The sequence below is a fragment of the Nocardioides ureilyticus genome (assembly GCF_051280745.1).
In the GTDB taxonomy this organism is placed as follows: Bacteria; Actinomycetota; Actinomycetes; order Propionibacteriales; family Nocardioidaceae; genus Nocardioides.
The window spans coordinates 39,105-50,854 of the sequence record NZ_JBNCOG010000017.1; the positions used below are offsets into that span (position 1 = coordinate 39,105).

Genomic DNA, 11,750 nt, shown 5'->3' on the forward strand with positions numbered 1-11,750 from the left:
GCAGGGGTGGTCGCCGCCGGACACGAGTCGTGCGAGGCGGACGCGGAGCGAGACGGTCAGGGCTGCGGCTCGTCGCGGTCGTCGGAGCCGGGCGGCAGCTCGTGCGGGTGGGGGAGCATCCGGTCGAGGGCGGTGCGGGCCGCGATCTGCGCGATCTCGCTGTGGACGACCCGCTGGAGGGCGATGAACGAGTCGGTCAGGGAGTCCAGCTGGGTGCGGCACCTGGCGGCCTGCTGCACGACCTCACGGCGGTGGGCGTCACGCTGCCGGTCGATCGCGTCGTCGAGGTCGTTGTTCTCCCGACGCAGCCGCAGGTTCTCCTCACGCAGGTCCCGTTCGCCGGCCTCGGCCATCTCCGCGCGGAGCCGGACGGCGTTGAGCGCCTGGGCGGTCTGGTCGAGCTCCCGCTTGTCCTCAGCGGCCGCGTCGGCCGCGGCCTGCTGGCGGGCCTGATCGCGCTTGCCGACGATGTTCAGGAAGAGGCCACCGACGCCGACGATGCCGCCGACGATGGCGGTGATGATCCCGGCGAGGGAGGGGTCGATGGCGAGTGGGTGCAGCATCGGCGCGGTCACCCGCCCGGGGTTTCGGCGTACTCCCTGACGAACCGTTCGAAGGGTGAGCGCATCGGCTGTGCGCAGACGACCAGGTCCTTGAGCGTGAGGGCGGTGAAGATGATCGCCCCGATCAGGGTGACGACGCCGCCGACGAAGAACCCCATGAAGAACCCCACCGCCCAGAACGACGACGACATGGCGGACATGACGAGCGCGACGCGGGCGTGGTTCTCCGCGCCCCGGGAGGCGGCGTAGAGCAGGTGGCCGCCGCCGATCAGGGACAGGAGCCCCCACAGCCACATCGGCAGCATGGCGGTGATGACCTGGTAGGCGTCGGCGGTGAAGTCGGCCGGGCAGGCGAGGACGTAGACGCCGACTGCGAGGTGCCGTGCGCCGGCGATACCGAGGTAGCCGCGTGCCCGCCATGTCATCACGTCCGGTGGGACTGGGGGAAGCACTCGTGAGGGGGTCATGGGCGTCTCCGGTGCATGGGTCCTCCCGTGCTGTGGTGTTGTGGAGCGCCCTGATGGCACATGTAGTGAAGGCTCAGTGCGGCTCCGTGCTCTTCCGGCCGTCTCCGGGCGTTGGACTACCTAGCCGGTGATCGTGCGGGTGGCCCGTCGTGGCCGATCGGACTACTTCGGGGGAACCGCCGGACGCGGTCTGCTGGTTGGCTTTACCTTCGCTAGCGGAAGAAGGGGGGCGGGCCGTGCACAACATCGAGCAGGTCAGCAACGGCAGCGTCGAAGACAAGTTCTGGTATTTCTCCGACCGCTGCGACTGCGGCTGGAGGGGTGAGGTCCTCCGCCAGAGCCAGAGCGAGGCGCTGGCGGCACAGGCTGCTGGGCGTCGGCAGCACTTGGCCAACGCGGCGCTGGCACCGGGCGGAGCTGCAGCACGAGGCTCGACCGGCAGCAGTGGGAAGCTGGCCGGTGCGGGGCTCGTGGTCCTGCTCCTAGCCATGGTGGGCATGTGCACGGGCGCCATTGACGCGAGTCCGTCCTGCGGCGACGTCTCCCACTACTCCGACGAGGCATACGACGCAGGCCAGCAGACGTTCGACGAGGACTCGATGAACGACTATGTCAGCGCGCAGCGTGACCTCGCCGCCGCGGAAGCGGACTGCGCCGAGGAGGGGGAGACACCCGAGTACTGACCTGTGTCCGCGTCCCTGCCGGCCGACGAAGTTCGCCGACGCTGCGGTCGGCTCCGCGCCTCTGGCGCCTCGTGGTCTACGTCTTCTCCGGGAACCACCTCAGGGTCCTGATCAGATGGTGAGGAACGGCAGGGGCGGGTAGGCGCGAATCTGGGCCTCGGTGCCGGAGACGTAGGTGAACCGCTGCCAACTGGTGGTCAGGCGGCGGTGTCGGGTGATCGCCAGCGGTGGGTTCCTGCCGTTGGCGCCGGTGTTGGTCTCGGCGCCGGTGTAGAGGTCGCCGGAGAACGCGCCGAGGAGCTTCGCCTGGCTGGCGTCCACGCCGGGTGCGTTGGGGATGAGCCGCATCCGGGCGCAGATGGCGATGGCGCCGCCCTGGGGGAACAGCAGGCGGGGCCAGAGGCCGGAGTAGTACCAGTGGGCGATGGACTCGGCGCTGGGTGAGCCGTCGGCGTTGGCCATCAGGGCGACGTCGAAGGAGTGCCCGCCGTCGGCCTCGACGCGCCAGTGGGTGCCTTCGACCATGGTGGTGGTCTTGGAGAAGGTGGCTCCGGCCCAGTAGCCGCCCTCGAAGTTCTTGATGTCGGCCACTGTGCCGCGGACCTGCTGCCAGGCCGAGGCGCCGGCGGCGAGGTGGTAGACCTTCGGGAGGTCGACGTGGACTCGCACCCGGCGCTCGCCGGCGCCGGCTCCGTCGGGGACGACCTGGCCCCAGATGTTGTGGTAGCGGTAGTCGACGCCCTCGAAGCCGGGGTTGGTGGTGTCGTAGGGGACCGGGCCGGGGCGGGCGCCGTGGTACCAGTCGTAGGTCTGGTTGACCCCGCCGAGCGCGGCTTCGTGCTTGCCCCAGGTCGGGAACCGGCCATCGGTGCGCAGCGGGGCGCCGTACTGGTTGTAGACCACCTCGTCGAGGGGGTTGGCGACGACAACCGGGGGCGGCGGGGTCCAGTCGCTGCCGACCGTCGTGCCGTTGGCTGCGACCGCGACGACCCGGATGGCGTGGGTGTAGTCGCGGCCGGAGACGGCCTGTCGGTACAGCCACGAGCTGTTCGCGGGCACGCCGGTGGCCTTCCGCTTCTCGCCAGCTCCGAGGCCGTCGTCGACGTAGACGTCGTTGTAGGAGGTCGGCTCCTCGTCGACGGTGGGTGTCGGGTTGTTGATGGTGACGAGGAGCGCGCCCCGGGTCGGGTCGGGGGTGAGGGCGAGGGACGGGACGGGCGGGATGTCGAAGGAGACCAGGACACGGGCCGAGCCCCAGTTGGACCACAGACCGCTGTGCTTGATGCGGACCTGCAGGTGCTCGGGGCGCCCGTTGGTCGGGAACTCGACGCGCCGCGTACGGGTGCTGGCGTCGTTGATCTGGCCGCTGTCCCAGTGGACGGTGTTCGGGTCTGGTGTGCCGGCCGCGTCGGCGACGCGGCGCAGCTGGTACGCGCTCTGGTTGGGGGTCGACCAGGTGACCGTGGCGGCCTGGTCGACGTAGGCGCCGTTGATGGGCTCGGTGATCGCCGGGGATCCGGGCTTGTCGGCGACGGTGAAGAACCCCGAGGGTGACCACGGCCCGACAGCGCCGAGGGAGTCGTAGGTGCGGACCTGCCGCTCGTACTCGCCGGCCACCAGCGACCCGGCCGGGAAGTCGTAGAACTGTTTGGGGTTCCCGACGTAGACGTTCGTCCACGTGGCGCCGACGTCGCGGATCCGGTAGCGCAGGTCGAACGCGGACTGGGAGTCGCCGGTGTCGGGGTCGGAGAAGGTGTGCGCGGCGCGGTTGGTGACCGCCCGGTCGACGACCTCACCGCCCGCGAGGGTGGTGAGGATCGGGGCGTTTGGAGCGGTGTTGGGGTCCGCCCGTTGCACGTCAGCGATCGCGCTACCGCTGGTGAGGCTGATGCCGCCGATGAAGTAGAGAGCGCCGTCACCACCTCGTGCAGCTGCGGCGTCAGGAGCGGCGGGGGCAGTCGCGAGCACGGACCAGACGCCGGTGGCGGGGTCGAACTGTTCGGTCCATCCGGCGCCGATGGCGTAGACGCGGCCGGCCGTGTCCGATGCTGCCGTGAGCCGGGCACGGGCGTTGGGGACGCCAGGGAGGTCGCTCCAGACGCCGGTGTCGGGGTCGAACCGCTGGACGCGGTTCGTGGCGGCGATGCTGTTGGTGCCGCTGATCGCGTAGATGCGGCCTTGCCCATCGGTCGCGGCGGCCAACGCGGTTCGTGTACTGATGCTCGGAAGCGTTGTCCACTGCCCGGTCGAGGGGTCGAACCGCTCGACGGTGCCGTAGTAGTTCGAGCCCGCTCGACCACCGATGGCGTAGATCCTGCCTTCAGCATCCGCTGTCGCGGCCAGTCCTTCGCGGACGGTAGGGAGGCTGGCGAGGGTCGTCCACTGTCCGGTCGAGGGGTCGAATCGCTCAACCTTGGTGGTCAGGACGTTCCCGGTCAGGCCGCCGATGGCGTAGATCCTGCCCTGGGCGTCCGCGGCCGCGGCGAACTTGCGCCGGGCGGTCGGCATGCTCGCGAGGGTGGACCACTGGCCGGTGGCCGGGTCGAACCGGTAGAGGGTGCCGTAGGTGGTGGACCCGATCTCGCCGCCGATGGCGTAGACCCGTCCCTGCATGTCGGTGGCCGCGCCGAGCGCCGCGCGGGCGGCTGGCAGCGGTGCGACGTTGGCCCAGGTGATCGGCATCAGCCGTGCACCCCTTCCTGAGTCCGACGGCTCAGCACTTCGCCTAGGTGCGCGAGCGAGCGCAGGTCCTCGGAGGTGGGCGTCCATCCGTCGTGGTCTTCGACGAGGAGCACGCGGCCGTCGTCGGTGCCGGCCAGGTACACGGCGCCGTCGGTGAGGACCGCGAGCCAGTCGTCAAGGTCGACGTGGACGACCGTGAGCGTGGTGGCGTCGAGTGGGGCGAGGCGGGTGGCGATGGTCTGGCACACGATTCCGACGAGGGTGTCGCGCATCTGCTGCTCGAGCTCGGCGGCGCGTGCGCGGGCTTCTTCGAGGGCCGCCGCGGCGGCTTCAGCGATCGTCGACATCAGCGACTCCTCACGTTCGGTGGTCACGACTCGACGCCCTGGACGAGCGGCGGCAGCGGGTTGCGGATGGTGACGGTGACGCGCTGGCCGATCGAGTAGGACGCGGCGTCGAGGGCGTTCGCGAACGAGTCCGTGGTGGCGCCGTCGACCACGACGCGCAGCGGGGCGGCGGAGGTGACGGTGGCCTTGGCCTGCGTCTCGACCGGGTCCAGCGGCGGGGCGGGGGCCCCGCCGAGCTGGAGGTCGCCGGGGGAGCCGTCGAGGTTGATGGTCCACGACGCGGCGGCGATCTTCTCGGATTCGCCTGCGTCGGTGAACTGGAAGACGTCGTCCTGCTCCATGATCGGTAGCGGGTCGGTCTCGAGGCTGATCGTCCGGACTGCGGCCATATCGGCGGCGCGGATCTGGTCGCCCTGCGCGACGAGCGCGGCCTGGTCGGCGGCGTCGAGGCGGCGGAACTTCCAGATGGTGCGGCCGAGCGCGTCGATCGAGTTCGGTCCCTCCGACTGGTTCGCGGCCGGCGTGTAGATCCCGTCGCCCTCGGTCGGGGTCGTGTCCATGTTGGTGCGGGCGAAGCGCCAGGCGTTGGCGATCTCACCCGTCTCGACCGTCAGCGTGCGCTCTTCGCCGACGAGGTTGGTGGCTTCGTCGCTCGTGTCGAGCGTCCACTCGACCGGCCGCACCGCGACGTCCTGGTACGGGCGGGAGCGGATGTTGCCGCCGTCGTCCATCCATGGGCGGGTGTAGCCGATCTCGGCGAGGAGGTCGATCATCATCCGCAGCCACGACGTCACCGGGTCGGTCACCGCCCACACGCGCGTCGCCGGCACGGTCGTGGACTGCAGCGTCCCGTCGAGCAGCAACCGGGCGCCGATCCCCGAGGCGTCGACGATGGCCTGCAGCGCCGAGAAGTACGTCGTGCCGGACGTGACCACCCAGGTGTCGGCCGGGCCGGTCTGCAGCAGGGACAGGAGGTCGTAGCCGGTGACCTCGAAGGTGGGCGGCTCTTCGCCGCGGCGGGTGTCGGGGGTGGTGAGAACGAAGACGCCGAGGTTGAACCGGGCGGACTCGACCTTCGGCTGGGTGGTCCGGGTGGTGATTTGCTCGCGGCGCACGCTGGTGGAGGCGTGCGGGGTGCCGGTCCACCAGTAGGCGTGGGTGTCGGTGTCGGCGGTGTCCCCGTCGAGCGGCGAGGACGGGATCGGCTGGTCCGAGATGACGGCGTCGCTCACGATCGCCGTCGCGCCTGCGGCCGGAGGGCCGCCGCCCGGCAGCGCCCAGACCATCGCCACGTCGAGACTGCCGGCGGGGACGTCGCCGGTCAGGGTCCACGTCGCGGTCACCGTCTGCGGTGCGCCGGTGCCGGCGATCCTGCGGGTGCCGCTGTGCCAGTTGCCGCTGTAGTAGACGTTGCCGTCTCGCCGGTGCACGTCCACAGCGAAGACGTGTCCGACGGGCACCTGCACCGTCATGGCCACGTAGACGGTCTCGCCGACACGCCATGCCCGGGAGGACTGCCGGGAGAAGGCATACGGGGTGCTGTTGCCGGGGGCGACCGAGGTGATCGCCTTCGCGCCGGACCGCCACGGAGAGTCGACTACGCCGCCCGACGAGATGGCCCATCCGGCGCCGGTGGCGGGCTGGGGGTTCGGGCACCAGTTGGTGATGTGGTGTCGCTCCACCGTCCGCCGCAGTGACTGCGACGAGCCGGCCGACCCCAGCCAGGCGTAGTCGTACATCGCTGCGCCTGGGGTGTTGCCGTCGAAGTAGTTCGGTGGCGCATCGGCCGTCTGCGCCACGAGCGGCTCCCGCACGAGGATCGACGAACCGGCCGGGCCGGAGACGTCGACGAAGCGGTACGTCGCGTCGAAGCCGGTGCGTGCAGTCGTGCGGATCACCGTCTCGGCTCCTGGCTGCAGCAGAGCTGAGCCGGCACCGATGTCCCCGAGATCGGCGTGCACGGTGACGGCGGTCGGGCCGTTGTTCGCGACGCGCACGGACGCGCGGTAGGGGACACCCTGAGTGAAGCGATCGAGCGGCACGTTGAGGCGTGCCCCGTGGTTGTTCGTCGCTGGCGCGACCTGCGTCCACGTCCGCCCGCCCCACGAGACGTTCGGGGTCACCGTCGACGAGCCGAGTGAAACCCACACGAGGTCCGGGCTCACGATGTTGCGGAGCTCGCCGGTCACCCGGTCGGGCACCGGCCGGTGCGCCACCACCACCTCCGAGCCCACCCGCCGCGAGAACTCCATGTACGGCCGCACCCGATCCCGGCCCCACACGAGCTCCCGCTGCAGCGCCAGCCGACACGACGCATGGACCGCGTCCCGGTTGTCCCACGACACCGACCCAGACACCAACGCGCCCTCGGCGTCCCGCTCCAGCACAGCCGAGATGTCCTCGACGACCGCGTTCGCCCCGTCGAGCAGCTCCAACCCAGCCGTCACCGAGACCGACGGCGCCGTCAACAGCCCCCGCACCGCAGCGGCCGTCAGGTGCCCGCGCGGCGCAGCAGCCAGCGGCCGCACTCAGACCTCCTCGGAGAAGTCGGCCTGCTCCACGACGAGCTTCACGTCGACCCGCTCCCTCGTCCACGTCGCAAGCTCCCGCGGCAGGGTCAGGTACGCGCCATAGAACTTCGTGCCCACGTGGTCGCGGATGCACAGCAACTCCCCGACGTTCCGACGCAGCCACGCCCCCTGCTCAGGGGTGCACCCGGGCAGCGTGAGCGCGTAGGACTCGTAGGCATTCACCCCGCGGCGGATCAGCCGCCGACGGTTCGCGAGCTGGCGGATCTCGACACGCGGGTCGGTGGTAAGGCTCAGCCCATCACCGACCTTGGTGAAGACGCACACGTCGTCCGGGTCGACGGCGACGTTGAGCCAAATGGCGCAGAGGTACAGGCCCGCACCTTCGGGCAGCGGAGCCGCAGCGGCCGGCATCAGGGCTTGCCCTTCCGGTTGTTCTCGGCCTGCTTGCGCGGGATCGCCCTCACCGCGGCGGTGAGCTGGCGAATCTGCGGCTCCAGCGCCCGGATGCCATCGGCGGCGCCGTCGCGGACCTGCTGGCCGAGGATCGCGGCCTGCGCGTTCAGGACCGTGAGCGTGGCGTCGACGACCGCGAGCGCGTCGTTGGTGACGTCGATGAGGCCGGTCAGCTCGGCGTGCTGCTGGCCGTACACCGCCTGCGTCGCCTGCGCAGCGACCACGGCCGCCGACCCCTCCCGGGCGGCGAAGAGCTGCTCGTAGTAGTCGACCTGCGCCTCCGACAGCGCCGCGAGCTCCGAGGCGGTGGCGAAGTCCCCGGACGCCGCGAGCTGCTGGTACAGCCCCCCGAGCGCCCCCGTGGTGTCCAGGCCCTTCTCCTCCAACAGCGCGAGCGCCTCGGTCATCGCCTCCGCCGCGGCGGTGTCGGCCAGCAGCGTCTCCTCGAGCGCAGCCAGCCCCGTGACCGTCTTCTCGATCGGCTGGGACTGCGCCTCGACCGCGGCGCGCATCTCGGCGATCTCCCCGATCAGCCGCGACGCCTCCGCGGCCGCCGCCACGCTGTCCCCGGTCGACGACGACCGCAGCTCGACGAGCCGGGCCTCGGCCGTCGACAGCCCGGCCACCAGGCCTGCGTCCGGCGTCCCCGCGACAGTCTCGGTGCGGGAGCCGTCGAACGGGTTCGACAGGAACTGGTTGGCGACCGAGTCGGCGTACGACGCCATCGTCCGGTTCAGGTCGTCGAGCTCACGCTGCTGCTCGGCCAGGGACTCCACGAGCTGCTCGCGCTGCTCGGTCTCCCGCGCGATCGCGGCGTTCGTCCGGTCGAGCTCCCGGGCCGCGCCCATCATGTCCTTCGCCCAGTCCCGCAATGCTCGCGTCCAGTTCCCCCCGGCGTCGACGACGTCAGCCCGGAACTGGTTGATCTCCGCGCGCATCCCACCGGCGACCGTGGTGGGCCGGTCGTCGGGGACCAGCCCGTCGAGGGAGAACCCGGAGCCGACCTCCCGCAGCGCGTTCGCCTTCTCCCGGGCGGCCTGCCGGTCCTCGCGCTGCTCGCGCTTCCGCAGCAGCCGCAGCTCCTTCTCGGCCGCCTCCAGCTGCAGGTTCGCGATCCGGCGGTCGATGCCCTTGAGGCGGTCCTTGCCGTCGGCGTTGAGCGACCGGCGCAGGTCGCGCAGCTGGCGCATCATCTCCGCGATCGCCAGCTGGTCCTCCAGCGACCGGCGGTCACCATCGGTCGACGACGCCGGGCCCATCCAGCCCACGCGCGGGCCCGTGGTCGGCCCGCCATCGGCGAGCCGGCGGGCGTTCATCGCGAACATCGTGTCGAGGCCATAGTGGTCCACCGCGGCGGCCGACATCATGAACTCCCCGTCGGACGCCAGGATCGGCACCGAGTCGGACGTCTTCGTCCCGGGGCCGACGATCGGGCCGCCAGCGGCCTTCTTGCCGTACACGAAGTCGGTGATCGAGCGGACCGTCTTGATGTACGTCGTCGCCGTGTCCCCGTCGAGGGCCGCGAGCTCTGCCCGCACGCCCCGGATCGCACCAGAGGCCTGGTCGTTCAGCAGCGCGAGCGCCTGCGCCTTCGTGAGCCCGTAGGTGTCGATCAGCCCCTGGACCGTCTTGATCTTCCCCGACGCCACGTCCCGCAGCGCCGCATCCGCCGTCTCGGTCGTGAGGCCGTAGTCGTCGAGCTGCCCCTCGAGCCGCTCGAGCATCCGGGCGGCCTTCGATGCGTCGACGTCCAGGTCCGCGTCGGGCACCCCGCCGACCGCGTCGGTATACCGGTTGATCTCCCGCTCCCCGCGACGCCAAGCGCGGTTCGCCCGCTCGATCTCCGCGTCCGAGGCGTTGGCCAACTGCCGCAGCCGCATCGCCCCCTCAGGGCCCGCCTCCTGCAACGCCCGGACCAGACCCCCGCGGACGCCCTCCTCGGCGGCCTTGATGGCGTTGCGACGGAAGTTCTCCAGCGCGTCGGCCTGCTCCTCCAGCTGGCTGATCCACCCGTCGAGGGAGACGTCGGCGTCGTTGAGCCCCTCACCGAGGTTGAAGAACTCCATGGCCGCCTCGCCGGCCGCCTTCCGCGACTCCCGCAGCGCCTCGGTCATCTGGTCGACCCCACCGGCGGCGCCACCCGTGGACGCCCCAAGGTCCTCGGCCGCGTCCGCTGTCCCGCCCAGCTCGTCGGCCAACAGTCCACCGCTGATGCCGTCGAGAATCCCGAGCATCTCCCCAGTCGCGCCCTCCGCGTTCCGCACCGCAAGCGCGTAGGCGTCGAAGTACTTCGCCGACTCCTCCGCTGACAGACCGGCGTCAGCGACGAGCTGCTCGAACAGCTCGAGCGCCTGCGCCTCCTCGCCGGTCTCCACGAGCTGCGCGAGCGCCTGGTCGACCTGCTCGACGTTGTCGGCGTACTTGTCCAGGGTCGAGTCGCCGAAGAGTCCGAAGAGCGTGACCGCCTCGCCCGCGTCGATCGCGTTGGTCCACGACGTGAGGTCCTTGAGGTTCTCGACGACCTGCTCGACGTCGCCGACGACCTCGCCGCGGCCGAGCGCTTCGAGGGCGCGGTCGAGGTTGGCCGAGTCGATGCGACCGATCCCGTCGGCGAGCGCACCGACGGCCATGCCGACGGCGGCGATACCGACAGCGGTCTTCGCGATGGTCGCGAGGCGGCTGCCGGCCCGCTTCCCGGACTCGCCGAGACCGTCGAGGTCCGTGGCCGCGGTGCGGGACGTGCCGCCCAGAGCGTCGAGCGCAGCCCGGGTGTCGGCCACCCCGCGGACGACCTTCGACCCGAACCATGCGCCGCCACCGAGGATGGCGGTGATCGCGAGGAGCTTGGTGACGACCCCCTGCATGGCGGGCGGCATGTCGTTGAAGATGTTGACCGCCGTCGTAGCCCCCTGCACGAGGTCACGGAGGAACCCCTGCGAGTCGGTGCCAGCGCCGATCAACGCCGTCTCCAGCGACCCGGTGAACTCCTCCCAGTCGCCGGCGAGGTTGTCGAGGCGGATCCCGGCCGTCTCGGCGGCGTACCCGGAGTCATTGACCTGGTTGGTCCACTTCTCGATGCCCGCGGCGCCGTTGTCGTAGATGATCGCCGCCGCCCGGACGGCGTCGGACCCGAAGATGGTCTCCAGGGCCATCGCCCGCTGCTCGTCGGTCAGGTGACCGAGGCCCCGCTCGAGCTGCCCGGCGAGCTGCGTCATGCCGACGAAGTTGCCCTGGGCGTCGAAGGCGTGGATGTTGTACTGCTCCATCGCCGACGCGGCCTTCTCGCTGTTCGGCGTCAGCGCGGCCAGCATCGTCTTGAACGACGTGCCAGCGTCAGAGCCGAGGAGCGACTGCTCGGCCATCGCCGCGAGCGCGCCGGTGGTCTCCTCGAGGGTGAGGCCGGTCTGCGCGGAGACGGTGCCGGCCTGCTTGAGGGCCATGACCATGTCCGAGACGTCGCCCTGGGCCTTGCCGGCAGCCGCGGCGAGGAGGTCAGCGATGTGCGGTACCTGCTCGCCCTCGAGGCTGAACTGGGCCATCGCGCCGGCGGCGGCCTCGGCGGCGTCGGCGACCTCCATTTCGCCGGCGGCCGCCAGATCGAGCGCACCCGCGAGACCCCCGCCGAGGATCTCCTGGGTCTCCACGCCGGCCTTCGCCAGGTTCTCGATGCCGGCCGCCGCCTCGGAGGCGGAGAACGCGGTCTCAGCGCCCGCATCGATGGCTGCGTCGCGGAGGAGCCCCATGTTGTCGGCGGTCTCGTGCGTGGCTGCCTGGACCGCCGACATCTGCTTCTCGAAGTCGGCGGTCGTCAGGACGATCGCGCCGAGCCCGGCAGCGGCGGCCAGCCCGATCTTCCCCGCGGTGTTGCCGAGGTCGTCCATCGCCTGCGACGCCGAGGTCGACGACCGTTCCGCGGCCGTCATGGCGTTCTCGGTCATCTTGCCGGCGGCCTGCATCTGCTGGATGTACTGCGCGGTCTCGGCGGTAAGGCGTACGACGACGGAGCGGGCCTGAGCGGTCACGG

8 protein-coding genes are annotated in these 11,750 nt (G+C 71.1%); 1 reads left to right on the forward strand and 7 read right to left on the reverse strand.

All coding sequences use genetic code 11. The features are described 5' to 3' along the window. Positions 1-56: 56 nt before the first annotated feature. Both ACSMHG_RS11240 and ACSMHG_RS11245 read right to left on the reverse strand, forming a co-directional pair. The gene (locus tag ACSMHG_RS11240) at positions 57-563 is read right to left on the reverse strand and encodes a hypothetical protein (protein WP_435744879.1); all 507 of its coding nucleotides are present in this window, start codon (positions 561-563) and stop codon (positions 57-59) included. Between the two features lie 8 nt (positions 564-571). Continuing rightward, a complete protein-coding gene (locus tag ACSMHG_RS11245) occupies positions 572-988 on the reverse strand; it encodes a hypothetical protein (protein ID WP_435744882.1) in 417 nt (138 codons plus the stop codon). A gap of 278 nt (positions 989-1,266) precedes the next feature. Between ACSMHG_RS11245 and ACSMHG_RS11250 the strand changes: the two genes are divergently transcribed. After that, positions 1,267-1,713, forward strand: a complete 447-nt coding sequence (locus tag ACSMHG_RS11250) for a hypothetical protein (protein ID WP_435744885.1) — start codon at positions 1,267-1,269, stop codon at positions 1,711-1,713. Between the two features lie 111 nt (positions 1,714-1,824). On the opposite strand, the gene ACSMHG_RS11255 is transcribed toward ACSMHG_RS11250, so the two are convergent. The 5 genes from ACSMHG_RS11255 to ACSMHG_RS11275 are packed head-to-tail and all read right to left on the reverse strand — an operon-like array spanning position 1,825 to position 11,748. Further along, the gene (locus ACSMHG_RS11255; protein WP_435744887.1) at positions 1,825-4,395 is read right to left on the reverse strand and encodes a Kelch repeat-containing protein; all 2,571 of its coding nucleotides are present in this window, start codon (positions 4,393-4,395) and stop codon (positions 1,825-1,827) included. Beyond that, positions 4,395-4,769, reverse strand: coding sequence for a hypothetical protein (locus tag ACSMHG_RS11260; RefSeq protein WP_435744889.1), 375 nt, complete (start codon positions 4,767-4,769; stop codon positions 4,395-4,397). Before ACSMHG_RS11260 ends, ACSMHG_RS11255 begins: the two co-directional genes overlap by 1 nt. Continuing rightward, positions 4,766-7,270 (reverse strand): RHS repeat domain-containing protein, encoded by a 2,505-nt coding sequence (locus tag ACSMHG_RS11265; RefSeq protein ID WP_435744891.1) that lies wholly within the window; start codon positions 7,268-7,270, stop codon positions 4,766-4,768. Before ACSMHG_RS11265 ends, ACSMHG_RS11260 begins: the two co-directional genes overlap by 4 nt. Further along, on the reverse strand, positions 7,271-7,684 hold the full coding sequence (locus ACSMHG_RS11270; RefSeq protein ID WP_435744894.1) for a hypothetical protein: 414 nt from the start codon (positions 7,682-7,684) through the stop codon (positions 7,271-7,273). After that, positions 7,684-11,748, reverse strand: coding sequence for a phage tail tape measure protein (locus ACSMHG_RS11275; protein WP_435744896.1), 4,065 nt, complete (start codon positions 11,746-11,748; stop codon positions 7,684-7,686). The genes ACSMHG_RS11270 and ACSMHG_RS11275 overlap by 1 nt, the downstream gene beginning before the upstream one ends. Positions 11,749-11,750: the final 2 nt, after the last annotated feature.

What these genes read in the sequence shown, in the direction of transcription:
- ACSMHG_RS11255 (WP_435744887.1), bottom strand. Translation starts at nt 4,395, where the DNA reads ATGCCGATCACCTGGGCCAACGTCGCACCGCTGCCAGCCGCCCGCGCG.
- ACSMHG_RS11245 (WP_435744882.1), bottom strand. Translation starts at nt 988, where the DNA reads ATGACATGGCGGGCACGCGGCTACCTCGGTATCGCCGGCGCACGGCAC.
- ACSMHG_RS11240 (WP_435744879.1), bottom strand. Translation starts at nt 563, where the DNA reads ATGCTGCACCCACTCGCCATCGACCCCTCCCTCGCCGGGATCATCACC.
- ACSMHG_RS11270 (WP_435744894.1), bottom strand. Translation starts at nt 7,684, where the DNA reads ATGCCGGCCGCTGCGGCTCCGCTGCCCGAAGGTGCGGGCCTGTACCTC.